The organism is Pseudomonas sp. E45-MNA-CIBAN-0222, from assembly GCF_040310405.1.
Classification (GTDB): domain Bacteria; phylum Pseudomonadota; class Gammaproteobacteria; order Pseudomonadales; family Pseudomonadaceae; genus Stutzerimonas; species Stutzerimonas stutzeri_AC.
The window spans coordinates 88,024-106,624 of the sequence record NZ_JBEOPU010000012.1; the positions used below are offsets into that span (position 1 = coordinate 88,024).

Below are 18,601 nucleotides of genomic sequence, written 5' to 3' on the forward strand. Positions count from 1 at the left end.
GCCTGGATCTCAGCGTCGGTTGACGGTCAGCGCAGCACGCAGCACGTCGCTACCGATCTGTGCTTCGAACGTCTTCCACACCGGCTGCATTTTCGCGCGCCAGGCCTGGCGCTGCTCGGGCGTCAGCGTAACCAGCGTGGTGCCGCCATTGGCGAGGATCTGCTCGCGTTCACGCTGATTCATCGAAGCAGCCTCGGCATTCACCGTCTGGGTGACTTCGAGCACGATATTGTCCAGCTCGGAGCGCACAGCAAACGGGATGCTGGTCCAGAACTCGGAGTTGGTCACCAGCATGTAGTTCAGCACGCCATGGTTGGTTTCGGTTACGTAGTTCTGCTTGATGCCGACGTTCTGGCCGCGAATGTTCGACCAGGGGCCTTCAGTACCCTGCACCGTGCCGCTCTGCATCGCTTTGGACACATCGGAGAACGGCAGACGCACCGCCTTGGCATCGACCGCGGCGAACTGCGCCTCGAGCACCGGCGAGGGCTGGATGCGGAATGCCAGACCCGCTGCATCTGCCGGATCGCGCAGCGGCTGATTGGCCGACAGCTGCTTGAGCCCGTTATTCCAGTAGGCCAGGCCGTAGATGCCACGCCCAGCCATCGAACGCAGCAACTCACGGCTGGTTTCACGCTTCTGGAAACGCGCGACGGCTGCCTCGTCATCGAACAGGAACGGCAGGTCGAACACTTCCAGTTTTGGCGAATACTCGGTGAACTTCGACAGCGACGGAGCCAGCATCTGCACCTTGTTGTCGAGCAGCGCCTGCATCTCGTCAGCGTCACCCACTAACGTCGAGTTCGGATAGACCTCGACCTCTACGGCGCCGGCCAGACGTTCGCGCACCAGCTTCTGGAACAGCAACGCGCCTTTGCCCTTCGGGGTGTCGTCGCCCACTACGTGAGCAAACTTGATGAGGATGGGTTCCGCGGCTTGTGCAGCCATTGGTGAGATCAGCAGAAACAGCGCCGCACAGGGCGCAACAACCAGAGACTTGAACACTTTCTACCCCCACGGGAAATAAGCTCGCCACGGCGCCTCGTGAGCACCGCTGGAGTGGTATTTGCAATTCGATTTGGTACAGCCGGCACGTGGTGTGGCATGGCCGCAGTTTGTAGCGAGGCGACCAGTGCACGTCGAACGAAGTCGCGGGCTGGTCTTTATTGGAATGGCAGTGACCGATCAGTACGGATTTGATCCGCCTAGTCACCGAGCCGCGCAGTGTTGGCCATCAATAGCTCTAGCGCAAGGGCTGAAGGACCAACCAGCTCTCAAAACGGAACATTGCATCCAGCAGCCGCGCCGAACTTTCTCGCTACCCGCACCTTCTATTGGCTACCACCGCCCGGGACCCTATTGATGACCACCGACCAAGCGACCCCGCCCCCCGCAGTGACCGATTGCCTGATCGTCGGTGGAGGGCCAGCCGGCCTTACCGCAGCACTGTACCTGGCGCGCTTCCGACGCAGCTGCCTGGTGGTGGACGCCGGCTCGAGCCGGGCATCGTGGATACCACGTTCGCGCAATTACCCCGGCTTCCCGCCCGGCATCAATGGCAATGACCTGCTGATCAGGTTGCGCGAGCAGGCCAGCGGTTATGGCGCTCGACTCGAACACGGCCGCGTGGAGCACATCGAACCCCATGCCGAGGGCTTCGCCGTGCGCTACGGCGAACACATCTGCGTAGCGCGGCGGATCATTCTCGCAACAGGTATAGAGGACACGTTGCCGGATATGCCTGACATAGACAAGGCCATTGCCGAGGGCAAGGTCAGGCTCTGTGCGATCTGCGACGGCTATGAAGTCGACGGCGACAACGTCGCGATCTATGGCGACGCAGAGACAGCCATCGGCCATGCGGTGTTCATGCGCACCTTTACCGACAGGGTTACCGTGATAGTGCATGGTGAGCAGGACGCCTGCGATCAGGCCATTGCATTGGCCGAGCATTACTCCGTTGAGCTGATTGGCGACCGCGTTGAATCTCTGCAACCTTGCGAGACCGGCATCGAGCTACTGACCTGCGGCGGCGAGCGGCACCGCTTCGACATCGTCTATCCCAGCCTGGGCGCACGCTTTCGATCCGAACTCGCCGTGCAGCTCGGCCTCGATTGCGACGAGTGCGGCGGCGTGAATGTGAACGAGCATCGCGAAACCTCACTGCACGGGCTGTACGCGATCGGCGACGTGACCATGGGGCTCAAGCAGATCAGCGTCGCCATCGGGCAAGCCGCCCAGGCAGCTACAGCGGTGCACAACAGTCTGGACGCCAACCCTTGGGGTGGTCTGAAAGCTGCGCCAAAGTAAGCAAAACGCGCCTCGGCTTGGCCGACCTTGTGGCTATCGGAATAAAACGCGATGACCTGGCGATTTTCACCAACATCGGCGACCAGCTGAAGGTCTAGGCTTATTACAAGTCTCGCCTCGGAGTACCTCATGTCACTCAGCGTCTTCGACCTGTTCAAAATCGGCATCGGTCCGTCCAGCTCTCATACCGTTGGGCCGATGCGCGCGGCGTTGCGCTTTGCCGAGGGTCTGCGCGATGAGGGACTGCTCGCCGCCACCGACCGCCTGAGGGTCGAACTGTACGGTTCGCTCGGTGCCACCGGCAAAGGCCACGGCAGCGACAAGGCCGTACTACTCGGGCTTGAGGGCGAACTACCGGAAAGCGTGGAGACCGCGAGCATTCCCCAGCGCATGGCGGCGATGCGTGAATCCCACGAGCTGCGTCTGCTGGGTGAGACAACCATTCGGTTCGATATCAGCAATGACCTGCAATTCATCCGCAAGCCGCTGGCCTTCCATCCCAACGGCATGATCTTCCGCGCCTTCGACGCCGCCGGCCTGCAGGTACGCAGTCGTGAATACTATTCGGTGGGTGGAGGCTTCGTTATCGACGAGCAGGCCGCCGGCGGCGATCGCATTGTCGAAGAGGCCACCACACTGCCCTACCCCTTCCACAGCGCCGCCGAGCTGCTGGAACATTGCACCACGCACGGGCTGCCCATCAGCCAGCTGATGCTGGCCAACGAAGCAGCCTGGCGTCCGGAAGCCGAAACTCGCGCTGGCCTGCTGCGTATCTGGCAAGTGATGCAGGAATGCGTCAAAGCGGGCTGTCGCACTGAAGGTGTGATGCCCGGAGGCTTGAAAGTCCAGCGCCGCGCCGCCGGGCTGTACCGTCAGCTCAGCGAACACCCGCAAGCCAATCTGCGCGATGCGCTGACGGTTCTCGACTGGGTCGACCTCTACGCACTGGCCGTTAATGAGGAAAACGCCAGCGGCGGCCGTGTGGTCACCGCGCCGACCAATGGCGCCGCCGGTATCGTCCCGGCCCTGCTGCACTACTACATGCGTTTCATCCGCGGTGCCAACGAAGACGGCGTCGTGCGCTTCCTGCTGACGGCGGCGGCCATCGGCATCCTCTACAAAGAGAACGCCTCGATCTCCGGCGCAGAGGTTGGCTGCCAGGGCGAAGTCGGCGTGGCGTGCTCCATGGCCGCCGGCGCACTGTGCGAAGTGCTCGGCGGCACGCCGCAACAAGTCGAAAACGCCGCGGAGATCGGCATGGAGCACAACCTCGGACTGACCTGCGACCCAGTCGGCGGGCTGGTCCAAGTACCCTGCATCGAACGCAACGCCATGGGCGCCGTGAAGGCACTTAATGCCGCGCGCATGGCGCTACGCGGTGATGGCAAGCACTTCATCTCGCTGGACAAGGTGATCCGCACAATGCGCCAGACCGGCGCCGACATGAAGAGCAAGTACAAGGAAACCGCTCGTGGCGGGCTGGCGGTCAATATCGTCGAGTGTTGAGCCACGGGCAGGCCTGTGGCTTGCATTCGCCGCGAGGGCGCGCCTCCCACTCGCTATGCATCGCAGTGCAGAGGGGATGTTCGTGGGACGGCCGACCTCGGCGCGAAGCTTTTAAGGAAGCAACAAACGTCTGTCGGCGAACGGCATGGTCATTGACCGCAACCGTCCTAGGCGCGTGCTGAACGCCTGCATCGATCACGCCTCCGACTTGCCCACCCCATGCTCGCGCAGTTTGTTGGCGATGGTGGTGTGCGACACGCCGAGTCGCTTGCCCAGCTGGCGGCTGCTCGGAAACTGCTTGTACAGCCCCTCCAGCACGGCCTTCTCGAAGCGCCCGACGATGCTGGCCAGGTCGCCCTCCAGCGAGAAATCACCCAATGGCTGCGCCGCACCGTAGCCCGGCAGACGGATGTGCTTGGGCTTGATGGTGCCGCCTTCGCAGAGCGAAACCGCCTGGAACAGGGTGTTCTCCAGCTGCCGCACATTGCCCGGCCAGTGGTAGCCGGCCAGGCGCTCCAGCGCCTGCGGCGAGAGCGTCGGCAGCGGGCAGCCGATCTGCCGGCTGGCCTGGTCGATGAAGTGCAGCGCCAGCGGCTGCAGGCCGTCGAGGCAATCGCGCAGCGGCGGAATGTGCAGCGACAGCACGTTGAGCCGGTGATAGAGATCCTGGCGAAACTGCCCGCTGGCGCAGAGTTCGGACAGATCGAGCTGAGTCGCGCAGATCACCCGCACATCCAGATAGACCTCTTCGTCGCTGCCGACCCGACGAAAGCCTCCGTCCTGCAGGAAGCGCAGCAGCTTGGCCTGCAGCCGCGGGCTCATCTCGCCGACGCCATCGAGAAACAGCGTGCCGCCGGCGGTCAGCTCCAGGAGGCCGAGCTTGCCTTCCGGCCGCGCGCCTTCGAAGGCACCGGGGCCATAGCCGAAGAGCTCGGTCTCGGCCATCGACTCGGGCAGGCCGGCGCAGTTGAGCGCCATGAACGGCGATTGCCCGCGCGGGCTGGACAAGTGACAGGCGCGCGCCAAGAGCTCCTTGCCGGTGCCGGTCTCGCCTTCGATCAGCAGCGGCGCATCCAGCGGTGCCATGCGCCGCGCCTCGCGCACCACCGCGGCCATCACTTTCGAGCTCTGGAAGATGCTGTCGAAGCCGCGCAGCTCCTGCTTGCGTACCTGGTAGATGCGTTCACCCACCCGGTCGGCGCGATGCAGGGTCAGCACCGCGCCGGCCAGCGCCTCGCTGTCGTCGTGTTCGGATTGCAGCGGGGCGATGTCGGCGAGGAACACGTCGCCCTTGATCTTCACCCGCAGGCCGTTGATCCGCGCCTTGTTGGCGCGCACCAGTTCGGGCAGGTCGAAGTCCTCGGCGTAGCGCGACAGGCTCATGCCCGGCACCTCGTCGACGCGCACGCCGAGCAGCTGCGCAGCGGCACGATTGGCGGCAACGATGGCACCGCTCATGTCGATGGACAGCACGGGAAACTCCAGCGCACCGAGCAGTGCATTGAGCTCCAGGGAATGCCGCTCGCTGGGCATCAGGCTGACCTTGCGCAGCTCGAATACGCCGGGCAGCGCCTCGATCTTCGGCCGCAGCGCCTGCAGCTGCAGGTTCATCAGGTTCGGGCAGTGCAAATAGATGGCGTTGCCCTGCTCGCCACCGACCTCGCCGCGGGCGACGTTGATGCCGTAGTCGACCAGCAGGTTGAGCATGTCGCGCAGGATGCCGACGCGGTTCTGGCAGAGAATCTTGATACGCATGGCGGAGCCCTGTTGTTTTGTTGTGGGGCTGACGACGCTTCGTTCGAGCGCCGCAAATTTCCGTCAAGATTATTTGCCAGATAAGCCGCTTGGCAATGCCGCCGATCCGGACATTGACGGAAACGTCAGGCTTTCCTTACAGGCAACATCCGGCAAGGTGCGACATTGCGCCACAGCGGGACTCGCCGAGAGTACGTCTTCGCGTTCGAATGAGGGCAACAACAAGATGCCCAAGCGGCCAGGAGTACCGATGAAGACGACCCACTACGTAGCCCGCGAACCGGACGCGCAGGGGCACATTCATTACCCCGACGCCGAACACGCGGTGTGGCAGACGCTGGTCGAGCGACAGCTGAAGCTGCTCGAAGGACGCGCCTGCCAGGAATACCTCGACGGCCTCGACCAGCTCGCCCTGCCCCGCGAGCGCATCCCGCAGCTGGGCGAGATCAATCGCGTGCTGGAGGCAACCACCGGCTGGCAGGTCGAGCGCGTACCGGCGCTGATCCCCTTCCAACGCTTTTTCGAACTGCTGGCGAGCAAGCGCTTTCCCGTCGCCACCTTTATCCGCACCCCGGAAGAGCTGGACTACCTGCAGGAGCCGGACATCTTCCACGAGATATTTGGTCACTGCCCGCTGCTGACCAACCCCTGGTTCGCAGAATTCACCCACACCTACGGCCAGCTCGGATTGAAAGCCAGCAAGGAGGAACGTGTCTATCTCGCCCGGCTGTACTGGATGACCGTCGAGTTCGGCCTGGTGGAAACCCAGGCCGGGCTGCGCATCTATGGCGGCGGCATCCTCTCCTCGCCGAAGGAGACGCTCTACAGCCTGTCCGCCGAGCCTGAGCGGCAGCCGTTCGATGCCATGGAAGCCATGCGTACGCCCTATCGCATCGACATCCTGCAGCCGCTGTACTTTGTCCTGCCGGACCTCAAGCAGCTGTTCGACCTGGCCCAGCAGGACATCATGGCCATGGTCCGCGAGGCGATGCGCCTGGGCCTGCACCAGCCGAAGTTTCCGCCGAAGGCGGCGTGATTCGGCCCTGAGTGATGCTCGTGGTGGGCTAAAGCCCACCCTACGGGCGCCATCTGTTCTGTAGGGTGGGCTTCAGCCCACCACTTGCCTAAGCTTCAACCTTCGAACGACTTCAATCATCAAGAAAGGGACCTACACCATGACCGCCCTCGCCCAAGCCCAGTGCGAAGCCTGCCGCGCCGATGCACCCAAAGTGTCCGATGAAGAACTGGCCGAGCTGATCCGCGAAATCCCCGACTGGAACATCGAGACGCGCGGCGACCACATGGAGCTGGAGCGTGTCTTCCTGTTCCGCAACTTCCGCCACGCCCTGGCCTTTACCAACGCAGTCGGCGCCATCGCCGAGGAGGTCGGCCACCATCCCGCCCTGCTCACCGAGTGGGGCAAGGTCACCGTCACCTGGTGGAGCCACGAGATGCGCGGCCTGCACCGCAACGACTTCATCATGGCCGCCCGCACCGACCAGCTCGCCGCCAGCGCGGAGGGCCGCAAGTAATGCATTTCGGCCAGATTCCCCGCGTGCCCGGCGACCCGATCCTCGGCCTGATGGACCTGTATCGCGCCGACACCAACCCGGCCAAGCTCGACCTGGGCGTCGGCGTCTACAAGGACGCCCAGGGCCTGACGCCGATCCCGCGCGCGGTGAAGCTGGCCGAGCAGCGCCTGGTGGACAGTGAGCAGACCAAGAGCTACATCGGCGGCCACGGCGACGCCCAGTTCGGCACCCTCTTGCTGCGTCAGGTGCTCGGCAGCCGCGCCATTGCCCTCGGCGAGCAGCGCGCCGGCTGCACACAGGCGCCGGGCGGCACCGGTGCACTGCGTCTGGCCGGCGAGTTCATCGCCAAGTGCCTGCCCGGGCGCAGCATCTGGCTGAGCGATCCCACCTGGCCGATCCACGAAACCCTGTTCGCCGCCGCCGGCCTGCGCGTGCAGCACTATCCCTACGTCGGTGCCGACAACCGCCTCGATGTCGACGGCATGCTCGCCGCACTGCAGCAGGTGCCGACCGGCGACGTGGTGCTGCTGCACGCCTGCTGCCACAACCCCACCGGCTTCGACCTGAATCACGACGACTGGCTGCGGGTGCTGGAGGTGGTGCGTGCGCGCGAGCTGCTGCCACTGTTCGACTTCGCCTACCAGGGCTTCGGCGACGGACTCGAAGAGGACGCCTGGGCAGTTCGACTGTTCGCCGAAACGCTGCCGGAAATGCTCATCACCAGCTCCTGCTCGAAGAACTTCGGCCTTTATCGCGAACGTACCGGCGCGCTGATCGCCGTCACCAGCGATGCCGAGCGCCTGCTCGACGTGCGCAGCCAGCTCGCGTCGCTGGCCCGCAACCTCTGGTCGACGCCACCGGCCCACGGCGCTGCGGTGGTGGCGACGATCCTGGCCGATGAGCCCCTGCGGCAGATCTGGCAGGACGAGGTGGAACGCATGCGCCGGCGCATCGCCAGCCTGCGTCAGGGGCTGGTCGAGGCGCTGACGCCGTATGGGCTGGCCGAGCGCTTCGCGCACATCGCCCAGCAGCGTGGGATGTTCTCCTACACCGGCCTGACCGCCGAGCAGGTACGCCGGCTGCGTGCCGAGGATTCGGTGTATCTGGTGGAAAGCGGTCGGGCCAACGTCGCCGGACTGGATGCCGAGCGCCTGGATGCGCTGGCCAAGGCCATCGCACGGGTGGTTTCGAACTAAGCGAGGTGCGCGCCGGTGACGCCGCTTCTGGCGACGCCGCCGGGTACGCCGGAGCGAGGAGACAGTCGCGCGGCTCGTGACCACGCAGCTGGCTGCCGAAGCAGCGCCGGCACAGTAGCGCAGCAAGCTTTCAGCCGGCTTTCAACGCGTGCCCACGCTGCCTATGCTGAGCGAAAGTCATCCGCCAGCGCCGCCATGCCTGAATCCAGCGACCTCCAGCAACAGCTCGCCGCCATGCACCAACATGGCTTCGTGCTGCTGCCCGCGGTGATCGATCCGCCAACGATCACGGAACTGCGCGAAGCCATCGACCGGCTCGAACCCATCCACTGGGACTACCAGGGCCTGGTCGACGACCACTACAAGTGCGTGTTCAATCGCTCGCCGTTCTGGCTGCGTTTTCTCGATCTGCCCGGGGTGATCGAACTGGCCGAGGCGGCACTCGGGACGGACTGCCATATCATCGGCCAGACCTCCTGGCGCAGCCGCCCGGGCTTTATCGGCGGCGAGCTGCATGCCGACTACCTGGCCATGGAGCTGCCGGAAAGCCTGCTGGCCGATCCCGCCTTCGAACTGCCGATGCAGATCTGCACCGCGCACCTGTATCTGGACGACATCGACGCCGACCTCTGCCCGACGCTGGTGATCCCCGGCAGCCACCGCGCCGGGCGCAAACCGCGGCCGGGCGAAACCCAGTGGCACGGCCGCGCGGCCGAGCTAGTGCTGTGCAAGGCCGGCGACGTGCTGCTGTTTCGCAGCGACCTCTGGCACGCGGGCAGCCGCAACCGCAGCGCCGAGCGCAGCCGCTACCTCCTGCAGATCCACTACGGCCGACGCATGGTGGCGCAGAAGTTCTCGCCCTACCTGCACTTCCGTTTCAATCCCGAGGTGCTGGCTGCCACCACGCCGCGCCAGCGCCGCCTGCTCGGCGAGCACGAATCAGCCGAATACGACTGAATCCCCTGGCACCGAACCTGCATCGACCGAAGCCCGCCGCGCCCGCGCGGCCATTGACTCGCATTCGCCAGATGAGGATTCGCCATGATCAGCAGTCGTGAACAGGTCACCCAGATGATCGTCGCCGCCAAGGTGCGCAAGGGCCTGAAGTGGGCACATGTCGCCGAAAGCATCGGCATGTCCAAGGAATGGACCACCGCCGGTTGCCTCGGCCAGATGGCCTTCGACAAGGCCCAGGCCGAGACCCTGGGGCAGCTCTTCGAGCTCTCCGACGAGGCCGTCGCCTGGCTGCAGATCGCCCCCTACAAGGGCTCCCTGCCCACCGCGGTGCCGACCGATCCGCTGATCTACCGCTGGTACGAGCTGGTCAACGTCTACGGCACCACCATCAAGGAGCTGATCCACGAGGAATTCGGTGACGGCATCATGAGTGCCATCGACTTCTCCATGGATATCCAGCGCCAGAGCGACCCCAAGGGCGATCGCGTCAACGTGGTGCTGTCCGGCAAGTTCCTGCCCTACAAGAGCTACTGAGGAATCAGCGGGTGCGGATCTCCCCGCGCGCCAGGCTTTCCACGTTATTGCCCAGCGGGTCGGTGGTGCTCAGGTCCGCACCACGTTCGCGCAGCGCTTCGAGCAACGCCTCACGCTGGAACAGCGCTGCGTACATGGCCGCAGTCTGACCGGCGGCATTGCGCTGATTGGGATCGCACTCGGTGGCCAGCAGTCGCTTGGCGATACGCAGCTCACCTTTGAAGATGGCGCCAAGCAGTGCCGTGTTACCGCGCTCGTCCTTGGCGCAGGCATCGGCCCCGGCAGCGAGCAGGCGCTCTACCGTTTCGCCATGGCCGTTGTAGGCCGCCAGTATCAGGGCGGTATAGCCCTTGTCATCGGCGCTGTTCAGGTCGTAGCCGGCCTGGATGAATTCGTCGAGGATTTCGTTATCACCGAAACGCCCGGCGTTGAGGAAGTAGTCGCGCAACTGCGTCTGCACAGCCTCGGGCGTGTCAGCCGCGTTCGCCAGTGGCCCATCATCGGCCAGCGCGGCCCCGCTGCCCAACAGCAGCGCTGCCATCAGCAAAAGACCTTTCATGTTGCCTCCAGGATAAAAAAAGACCCGGGCCATCGCCCGACCCGGGTCGAATACAACCGGTTGTTTAGTCCTCGAGCTCGGCAGCCAGCGCCTTGACTCGCTTGAGGTCGGCCTTGGCGACCTTGCTCAGGCCCTCGCCGTAGTTGACGTCAGCCTTGTAGAAGAACGACAGCAGGATGTGCTTGGCCTCGTCGTCAGCCTTGGCCAGCTCGCCGCCCAGGGTATTGATCAGGTCTTGCTGCTCCTTCTTGCTGAACGAGCGATACAGATCGCCAGCCTGCTTGAAGTTCTGCTGACGCTGGATCGGCGCCTGCTGGGTGGTGCCGCTGAGCTCCAGCTTGCTGTAGACGGCGCGCGGGGTTTCCTCACGGTTCTCGCGGCGGCTCGGCTGGTAGTTGACGCTGGTGGTGGTGTGGCCGGCGTTCAGCTGGCCGTCCTGATTGCCATTGCTGACGTCCACTTTCGGCCGATTGATCGGCAGGCTCATGCCGTTGGCACCGACGCGGTACATCTGGGTGTCGGCATAGGAGAACAGACGGCCCTGCAGCAGGCGGTCCTCGGACGGCTCGATACCCGGCACCAGGTTGGCCGGCGCCATGGCGACCTGCTCGGTCTCCTGGAAGATGTTGTCCGGGTTCTTGTTCAGCACCATCTGGCCGACCTTGCGCTCGGGCACGTCAGGCCAGATCTTAGTGGCATCCAGCGGATCGAAGTCGAACTTGGCCAGGTCCTCTGGCTTGAGCACTTGGATCATCAGGTCCCATTTGGGGTAGTCGCCGTTGTCGATGGCGGTGATCAGATCGCGGCTCAGGTGGCTGTAGTCCTTGCCCTGCATCGCCTCGTTCTCTTTCGGGTCGAGATTCTTCAGGCCCTGCAGGCTCTTCCAGCGGAACTTCACGTAGTGCGTTTCGCCTTCGTCGTTGACGAACTTATAGGCGTGCACACCATTGCCATCCATCATCCGGTAACTGGCCGGGGTGCCTTGGTTGGAGTACAGCAGGGTCAGGGTGCGGGTCGATTCGGGATGGTGCGAGAGGAAGTCGAAGCGCCGCGTATCGTCATCCAGATTGGTGCGCGGGTCCGGCTTGAACGAGTGGACCATGTCCGGGAACTTGATGGCGTCGCGGATGAAGAAGGTCGGGAAGTTGTTGCCGACCAGGTCCCAGTTGCCATCGGCGGTGTAGAACTTGGTGGCGAAGCCGCGCGGGTCGCGCAGGGTTTCCGGCGAGTGCAGGCCATGCACCACGGTGGAAAAGCGCACGAACACCGGGGTGCTGCTGCCTTTCTCGAAGACCTTCGCCACGGTCAGGTCGGAGATGTCTTCAGTGGCGGTGAACTCGCCGTGGGCACCGGTGCCACGGGCATGCACGACGCGCTCGGGAACGCGCTCACGGCCGAAGCGCTGCAGTTTCTGCAGCAGCTGTACATCCTGCAGCAGCACCGGACCACTGGGGCCGGCGGTCTGTGAATTCTGGTTGTTGCCGACCGGGGCGCCATTGTCGCGGGTCAACGGGGCAGCATTGGCGGACAAGGCAAACAGGCTCGCGGAAAGAACGCCGAGCGCAAAACGCGCGGGCGCGGAGCGCAATTGATTCGGGGACATGATGCTTCCTCTTCTGATTTCTAATCGCGTACAGGACGCGGAATAGAAGCCTAAGAGCCGGCGCACGGATGCCCCAATTGAATAAGCCGAACAGACCGATAGAGAAAAAGTCGCTCCGCTTGCTGGAACTTTGAGTATTGGGCTTCATCGCGGTGCATTCGATTGCGCCCCGCACCAGCAAGCAACACGTGGGCGCCAGGCTCACGGGCGCATACCGCGAGCTGGCCGATCGGTCAGCTATGGCATGGCATCTGCACCTCTGCTGCATCCACCTTGCGGAGCGTCCAACATGAAACAGCCCGTCGACACCGACTACCCCCTGAGCGAAGTGCCCGCCGGCGCGCGCAAGGGGCTGTGGTCCACCTCCATCCTGCTGTTCGGCTTCACCTTCTTCACCGCCACCATGTTCGCCGGCGGCAAGATCGGCCTGGCCTTCGACTTCAAGACCATGCTCTGGGCAGCAGTGATCGGCAACCTGCTGCTCGGGGCCTATGCCGCCGCGCTCGGGCTGATCGCCTGCCGCAGCGGACTGAACTCGGTGCTGATGGGGCGCTTCTGCTTCGGCGAAGTCGGCAGCCGGCTGTCCGACTTCCTGCTCGGCTTCACCCAGATCGGCTGGTATGCCTGGGGCACGGCGACCATCGCCATCGTTCTGGTGCGCCTGCTGGAGTTGCCAGAAAGCTGGACGCTGCCGTTGATGGTGCTGTTCGGCTTCGGCTTCTGCCTGACGGCCTTCGTCGGCTACAAGGGCCTCGACCTGCTCTCGCGCATCGCGGTACCGGCGATGCTGATCCTGTTGATCGCTTCGCTATGGACCGCCACCCGTGACATTGGCGGAATGGACGGGCTGCTCGCCGTGCAGCCGGGCGACAGCCTGACCCTCGGCATGGCCATCACCCTGATCTTCGGCACCTTCGTCAGCGGCGCGACCCAGGCCACCAACTGGACGCGCTTCGCCCGCAGCAGCAAGGTCGCGGTATGGGCCAGTTTGATCGGTTTCTTCATCGGCAACGGCCTGATGATCGTCGCCGGCGCCTACGGGGCCATCGTCTACCAGCAGCCAGATATCGTCGAAGTGCTGGTGCTGCAGGGCCTGTCGATGGCCGCGGTGGTGATGCTCTTCCTCAACCTCTGGACCACCCAGGACAACACCATCTACAACTTCGCCGCTGCCGGCTGCAACCTGCTGCGCACCGAACGCCGCCGGCTGGTGACGCTCGGCGGTGCCTTCGTCGGCACGCTGCTGGCGCTGGGCGGCATGTACGAACTGCTGATCCCCTTCCTGATCCTGCTCGGCTCGATCATCCCGCCCATCGGCGGCGTAATCATGGCCGACTACTTTTACCGCCATCGCGGGCAGTACCCGAAACTGGCCGAGGCGCGCCTTCCCAAATACAACAGCCTGGGCCTGGCGGCCTATGTGCTGGGCGCCGCCTGCGCCTATTTCTCGCCCTGGGTGGCGCCCATCGTCGGCATACTGGTGGCCGCCGCAGCCTATATTGTGCTGTACGAGGGCCAGCGCCTGGCCCTGTCGCGCACGGTGCTGACGCAAACTGACGCCCGCTGATCAAGGAGCCACCATGAACATCCTCAACGCCCGCCTGCGCGGCCGCAGCGGCCTGTACCGCATCGAACTGGACGGCGCGCGCATCGCCGCCATCAGCGCGCAGCAGGCGCCGGCCGAAGCCAACGAGGGCGATATCGACGCCGCCAGCAACCTGGTGGTGCCGCCCTTCATCGAACCGCACATCCACCTGGACGCCACCCTTACCGCTGGCCAGCCGGCCTGGAACATGAGCGGCACGCTGTTCGAAGGCATCGAACGCTGGGGCGAGCGCAAGGCGCTGGTGACCCACGAAGACACCAAGGCGCGAGCGAAGAAAACCATCGACATGCTGGTCGACCACGGCATCCAGCATGTGCGCACCCATGTCGACGTCACCGACCCGACGCTGTCGGCGCTGAAATCGATGATCGAGGTGCGCGAGGAAACCCGCCACCTGATCGACCTGCAGATCGTCGCCTTCCCGCAGGAGGGCATCGAGTCGTTCAAGGGCGGTCGCGAGCTGATGACCGAGGCGATCGCCATGGGCGCCGATGTGGTCGGCGGCATTCCGCACTTCGAGAACACCCGCGACCAGGGCGTCAGCTCGATCAAGTTCCTCATGGACCTGGCCGAACGCACGGGCTGTCTGGTGGACGTGCACTGCGACGAAACCGACGACCCGCAGTCGCGCTTTCTCGAAGTGCTCGCCGAAGAGGCGCGGGTGCGCGAGATGGGCGAGCGCGTCACCGCCAGCCACACCACGGCGATGGGCTCCTACGACAACGCCTACTGCTCCAAGCTGTTCCGCCTGCTCAAGCTGTCGAAGATCAACTTCGTCTCCTGCCCGACCGAGAGCATCCACCTGCAGGGCCGCTTCGACACCTACCCCAAGCGCCGCGGCCTGACCCGCGTGGCCGAGATCGACCGCGCCGGGATGAACGTCTGCTTCGGCCAGGATTCCATCGTCGACCCCTGGTATCCGCTGGGCAACGGCAACATCCTGCGCATCCTCGAAGCCGGGCTGCACATCTGCCACATGCTCGGCTACGAGGACCTGCAGCGCGGCCTGGACCTGATCACCGACAATAGCGCGCGCACGCTAAATCTGGGCGAGCGCTACGGGCTTGAGGTGGGGCGCCCGGCCAACCTGCTGGTGCTTTCGGCGCCGGACGACTACGAGATGCTGCGCACCCAGGGCCATGCCCTGCTCTCGGTGCGCAACGGCGAGGTGCTGATGCGCCGCACGCCAGCGCATATCCAGCGTTATTGAGCGGCGGCTGTGGTCTTGCGCAAACGGTTGATGTTGGCCATCTCTTCGGCCGGCGTCAGCTTCAACTGCGAGAGATAGGCCGCCAGCGCCTCGACATCTGCGGCTGACAGGTGGCTCGCGACGCCGATCATCACCGAACCGGCACGGCTAGGGTCGTTCTCGCGGAAGCGCGTCAGCGCCTTGCGGATGTACTCGTCCGGCTGCCCGGCCAGGCGCGGCATGGTTTCCATGCCTTCGGCATGGGCACCGTGGCAACCGGTACAGGTAGTCTGGAAAATCTTTTCCCCGGTGTTACGTAGCGCGGCATCCACCGTGCCTTCAGGCGGGTTGACCTTCTGCTGACTGAAGTAAACGGCGATGTCCACCCGCTCCTCCATGCTGAGGTTCTGCGCCAGCTTGGACATGACGAAGTCGGTGCGCTCGCCGCTGGCGAACTTCTCGAAGGCATGGAACAGGTACAGCGGATTCTGTCCGGCAAGATTGGGAATGTGCTTGCGCTTGCTGTTACCGGTTTCGCCGTGGCAGTAGGAACAGAACACGGCGCGTTCCTGGCCGGCCAGCAGCGCCTGCTCGCGACGCTGGTCGTCGGCCATTACATGGTTGAAACGCTCGATCGCCTCGTTGCTGGCGTGGACGAGCGGAACGAAGCTGGCGAGCAGAGCAAGGACGAGCATGCGCATGGGAGGCATCCGTTTACTGAAGTAGCCGGTGGAGTGCTTTCTTTTTGGATGCCCGACTATAGAAAGCCGGCGCTACTCGGACCCCGGCATAAGTCAACAAAAGTGCTACCTAATAGGTAGTCCACCACTAACCGTGAGCGAAATCACAGATCCTCGAGCGCCCGAGCTCACTAAGTGACAATGGCGCCGAATAACCCGACAGGTACGCCAAATAGCCGAAGTGCGCGCCTTTGCCGCATTGACGATAGAAAATTTCGATGAAGCGATTTGTAAGTTTGGCCAGACAGCGAGGAGTCATTCGACTAAAGTAGCAACCCTTGACCACCGAGGAGCTGTAACCCCCATGCTAGATGGACATGCAGAGCTGACCATGACCGTGCTGATGACGCCGGACAAAGCCAATTTCTCCGGCAACGTACATGGCGGCACGCTGCTCAAGTATCTCGACGAAGTCGCCTATGCGTGCGCCAGCCGTTACGCCGGGCAATACGTCGTCACTCTTTCGGTGGACCAGGTGGTATTCCGCCAGCCGGTGCATGTGGGTGAACTGGTCACTTTTCTTGCCTCGGTCAATTACACCGGCACTACCTCGATGGAGATCGGCATCAAAGTCATCACCGAGGACATTCGCGAGAAGACCGTACGTCACACCAACAGCTGCTTCTTCACCATGGTGGCCCTCGGCGAGGACGGCAAGCCGGTAGCGGTACCACCGCTTAACCCGAAGACTGCCGAGCAACAGCGGCGCTTCGCCCAAGCCTACCAGCGCCGTGAAATTCGCCGCGAACTGGAGCACCGCTACAGCGAACTGCGTGCCGGCAACGAGCGCCTCACTGCGGTGAAATAAGCCTTCGAGCTGCGAACTGCATGGACTCCTACCAGCATGGAGTCCATGCAAGCCCCCGATTTGTAACAAAACCTTATACAATGCACGGCTTTCGCATCTCCCCCTAGAGGACCCGCCGTGAGCACGCTGCCGCCCTGCCCCAAATGCAACTCCGAATACACCTACGAAGATGGCCAGATGCTGGTGTGCCCGGAGTGCGCCCATGAATGGTCCGCTACCGAAAGCGCAGCTGCCACAGGCGACGCTGACAAGGTGATCAGGGATGCCGTGGGGAACACCCTGCAGGACGGCGACACCGTCAGCGTGATCAAGGACCTCAAAGTCAAAGGATCGTCGCTGGTGGTCAAGGTCGGTACCAAGGTGAAGAACATCCGCCTGTGCGACGGCGACCACGATATCGACTGCAAGATCGACGGTATCGGCGCCATGAAGCTGAAGTCCGAGTTCGTCAAGAAAGTCTGATCTGCTGCGCGCGCCGGGTTAACTTCGATAACTCGGCTGACGCTGGAACCGCCTACCAAAAAGCTTCGCCCCGGGGGCGGGCCTCCCACAAAAACAGGCCAGTGCACGCCGCCCCATTTAGTTGGCGGGCCTCGAGGGCCGGCGCCTTACAACAGCCGCAACAACCAATCCAATCGCTCGCGGGTGAAGCCGCTGCCGATAAATAGCAGGTCAATCCAGAACGCCTGATGCAACACCACGATCAGCCAGAACGTTAGCTGATAGCTCAGTTTGCGGGTCTTGTGGCGAAACAGTTGCTGCGCCAGCAGCGCGCCCGGCCAACCGCCTGCCAGTTCGAACAAATGCAGCGTGGTTTCCGGTGTTCTCCAGCGATCCTTCAGCGCGCTGTGCTTGTCGCGCCAGTAAAGGAAGAAGGTCAGCACGCTGGCCACGGCGTAGATTACCAACGGCAATACAGCGCCCAAGCGGTAGAGGCTGCCCACTAGCGGCAGCAAGCACAGCACGACGAACACGCCCAACTTGAAGGGCAAGTACCGGATGCTGTTGGCGAACAATCGCCGCGACGGTTTTCCGACGTCTCGGCCAGCACCGCGCGAGCCGGTCTGCTGCGGCTTGGCTTGACGCTGACTCCCTGGGCGCTGGCGAATCGCAGGTTGATCCAGCGTCATCGGCGCATCAAGCCGCAAGTGTTCGGCGCGCAGGCGCCCCTGGGGATCACGCCCGGCCACATACAGCACCCGATCACCCACCAGCGGCCGGCGCTCGCCATGCACTGCAGAGATATGCGCGAATACGTCCTCGCCACCCTGCTCCGGGCGAATGAAGCCAAAGCCTTTCTGGTCATTCCAGCTTTTCAGCGTGCCTCGCTGTTCCATGCACCGAAATCCATATGTTCAAAGCCGCGCATCCTAACCGAGCTCGGCATGCATTGGCTGCATACTGCTATGGCCATGGCACGCCTGTCGGCGTTAAGGTCGGGCGATCTCCAGTCCAGGGAAGAAACATGGCCAGCAAGCCCAACAGCTCGAACAAGCAGAAGCACCTCGCGGTGCTGATCGACGCCGACAACGCGCCCGCCGCCATCGTCGAGGGGCTGTTCGAGGAGATCGCCAAATACGGCGTCGCCAGCGTCAAGCGCATCTACGGCGACTGGACCAAGCCCAACCTCGGCAGCTGGAAAAAGGTGCTGCTCGATTATTCCATCCAACCGATCCAGCAGTTCGCCTATACCTCTGGTAAGAACGCTACCGACAGCTCGCTGATAATCGACGCCATGGACCTCCTCTACACCCGGCGTTTCGACGGCTTCTGCCTGGTTTCCAGCGACAGCGACTTCACCCGCCTGGCCGCACGCATACGCGAGGAAGGCCTGACGGTGTACGGCTTCGGTGAGCAGAAGACGCCTTCGCCCTTCGTCTCCGCCTGCGACAAGTTCATCTACACCGAGATCCTGCGCGCCGATGCACCGAAGGCCGCGGCCGAGCCGCCGTCATCGGAAAAACTCGCAGCCGCCGCGGCGCAAGTGGCCGATAGCAACAGTAAGCCCGCAAAGCTGAGCGACAAGCACGAAGCGATCAAAAGCCAGCAGGTGCCGGTGGATTTCATCGCCAAGGTGCTCGATGACCTGTCCGAAGAAGATGACTGGATTCAGCTGGGCACGCTCGGGCAGAACATCAGCAAGCTGCGTCCGGCCTTCGATCCGCGCCTGTATGGCTGCAAGAAGCTCAGTGACCTGATAGCCGCCCAGCCCAAGCGTTTCGACCTGGAGTCACGCGGTGGCAGTGCCAACGGCGGCAAGGACCTTTACGTCCGTTTGCGCAAGCCGGGCAAGCACTAAACCCAAA

Annotated in this window: 18 protein-coding genes; 12 read left to right on the forward strand and 6 right to left on the reverse strand. The window is 63.5% G+C overall.

All coding sequences use genetic code 11. The features are described 5' to 3' along the window. Positions 1-9: 9 nt before the first annotated feature. A complete protein-coding gene (locus AAEZ08_RS17680; protein ID WP_180983326.1) occupies positions 10-948 on the reverse strand; it encodes a TRAP transporter substrate-binding protein in 939 nt (312 codons plus the stop codon). Positions 949-1,362: 414 nt separating this feature from the next. Here AAEZ08_RS17680 and AAEZ08_RS17685 point away from each other — a divergent pair, with 414 nt between their 5' ends. Both AAEZ08_RS17685 and AAEZ08_RS17690 read left to right on the forward strand, forming a co-directional pair. Then, positions 1,363-2,310, forward strand: coding sequence for an NAD(P)/FAD-dependent oxidoreductase (locus AAEZ08_RS17685; RefSeq protein ID WP_102820918.1), 948 nt, complete (start codon positions 1,363-1,365; stop codon positions 2,308-2,310). Between the two features lie 129 nt (positions 2,311-2,439). Beyond that, a complete protein-coding gene (locus tag AAEZ08_RS17690) occupies positions 2,440-3,816 on the forward strand; it encodes an L-serine ammonia-lyase (protein WP_500124792.1) in 1,377 nt (458 codons plus the stop codon). Positions 3,817-4,011: 195 nt separating this feature from the next. Here the strand turns inward: AAEZ08_RS17690 and AAEZ08_RS17695 are convergent, their stop codons facing one another. Next, entirely contained in the window at positions 4,012-5,571 is a 1,560-nt protein-coding gene (locus AAEZ08_RS17695) for a sigma-54-dependent transcriptional regulator (protein ID WP_500124793.1), read from the reverse strand. Positions 5,572-5,821: 250 nt separating this feature from the next. Here AAEZ08_RS17695 and phhA point away from each other — a divergent pair, with 250 nt between their 5' ends. The 5 genes from phhA (at position 5,822) to cynS (ending at position 9,790) form a co-directional block, all read left to right on the forward strand. Further along, entirely contained in the window at positions 5,822-6,607 is a 786-nt protein-coding gene (phhA, locus tag AAEZ08_RS17700; protein WP_500124794.1) for a phenylalanine 4-monooxygenase, read from the forward strand. A gap of 139 nt (positions 6,608-6,746) precedes the next feature. Then, a complete protein-coding gene (locus AAEZ08_RS17705) occupies positions 6,747-7,103 on the forward strand; it encodes a 4a-hydroxytetrahydrobiopterin dehydratase (RefSeq protein ID WP_003279993.1) in 357 nt (118 codons plus the stop codon). Next, positions 7,103-8,299 (forward strand): amino acid aminotransferase, encoded by a 1,197-nt coding sequence (locus AAEZ08_RS17710; RefSeq protein WP_500124795.1) that lies wholly within the window; start codon positions 7,103-7,105, stop codon positions 8,297-8,299. Before AAEZ08_RS17705 ends, AAEZ08_RS17710 begins: the two co-directional genes overlap by 1 nt. 195 nt (positions 8,300-8,494) lie before the next feature. Continuing rightward, positions 8,495-9,256 (forward strand): phytanoyl-CoA dioxygenase family protein, encoded by a 762-nt coding sequence (locus tag AAEZ08_RS17715; RefSeq protein ID WP_500124796.1) that lies wholly within the window; start codon positions 8,495-8,497, stop codon positions 9,254-9,256. Between the two features lie 84 nt (positions 9,257-9,340). Then, positions 9,341-9,790 carry a cyanase gene (cynS, locus tag AAEZ08_RS17720; RefSeq protein WP_003279998.1) on the forward strand — a complete coding sequence of 150 codons (450 nt, stop codon included), beginning with the start codon at positions 9,341-9,343 and terminating at the stop codon, positions 9,788-9,790. Between the two features lie 4 nt (positions 9,791-9,794). On the opposite strand, the gene AAEZ08_RS17725 is transcribed toward cynS, so the two are convergent. Continuing rightward, positions 9,795-10,349 carry an ankyrin repeat domain-containing protein gene (locus AAEZ08_RS17725; RefSeq protein WP_500124797.1) on the reverse strand — a complete coding sequence of 185 codons (555 nt, stop codon included), beginning with the start codon at positions 10,347-10,349 and terminating at the stop codon, positions 9,795-9,797. 64 nt (positions 10,350-10,413) lie between these two features. Next, positions 10,414-11,952 carry a catalase gene (locus AAEZ08_RS17730; RefSeq protein WP_500124798.1) on the reverse strand — a complete coding sequence of 513 codons (1,539 nt, stop codon included), beginning with the start codon at positions 11,950-11,952 and terminating at the stop codon, positions 10,414-10,416. A gap of 289 nt (positions 11,953-12,241) precedes the next feature. Between AAEZ08_RS17730 and codB the strand changes: the two genes are divergently transcribed. Next, the gene (gene codB / locus AAEZ08_RS17735; protein ID WP_279644874.1) at positions 12,242-13,519 is read left to right on the forward strand and encodes a cytosine permease; all 1,278 of its coding nucleotides are present in this window, start codon (positions 12,242-12,244) and stop codon (positions 13,517-13,519) included. A 13-nt stretch (positions 13,520-13,532) separates the two neighbouring features. Continuing rightward, positions 13,533-14,768, forward strand: coding sequence for a cytosine deaminase (codA, locus tag AAEZ08_RS17740; protein ID WP_500124799.1), 1,236 nt, complete (start codon positions 13,533-13,535; stop codon positions 14,766-14,768). On the opposite strand, the gene AAEZ08_RS17745 is transcribed toward codA, so the two are convergent. After that, on the reverse strand, positions 14,762-15,448 hold the full coding sequence (locus tag AAEZ08_RS17745; RefSeq protein WP_427703404.1) for a c-type cytochrome: 687 nt from the start codon (positions 15,446-15,448) through the stop codon (positions 14,762-14,764). The genes codA and AAEZ08_RS17745 overlap by 7 nt on opposite strands. Positions 15,449-15,791: 343 nt before the next feature. Between AAEZ08_RS17745 and AAEZ08_RS17750 the strand changes: the two genes are divergently transcribed. Further along, entirely contained in the window at positions 15,792-16,295 is a 504-nt protein-coding gene (locus AAEZ08_RS17750) for an acyl-CoA thioesterase (protein ID WP_003280008.1), read from the forward strand. 117 nt (positions 16,296-16,412) lie between these two features. Then, positions 16,413-16,757, forward strand: a complete 345-nt coding sequence (locus tag AAEZ08_RS17755) for a zinc ribbon domain-containing protein YjdM (protein ID WP_003280010.1) — start codon at positions 16,413-16,415, stop codon at positions 16,755-16,757. Positions 16,758-16,903: 146 nt separating this feature from the next. Here the strand turns inward: AAEZ08_RS17755 and AAEZ08_RS17760 are convergent, their stop codons facing one another. Next, positions 16,904-17,632: a DUF1294 domain-containing protein gene (locus AAEZ08_RS17760; protein ID WP_003280012.1), complete on the reverse strand. Its 729-nt coding sequence runs from the start codon at positions 17,630-17,632 to the stop codon at positions 16,904-16,906. Positions 17,633-17,760: 128 nt separating this feature from the next. On the opposite strand from AAEZ08_RS17760, the gene AAEZ08_RS17765 reads away from it, so the two are divergent. Next, positions 17,761-18,594, forward strand: a complete 834-nt coding sequence (locus AAEZ08_RS17765; RefSeq protein ID WP_483031639.1) for an NYN domain-containing protein — start codon at positions 17,761-17,763, stop codon at positions 18,592-18,594. Positions 18,595-18,601 lie beyond the last annotated feature (7 nt).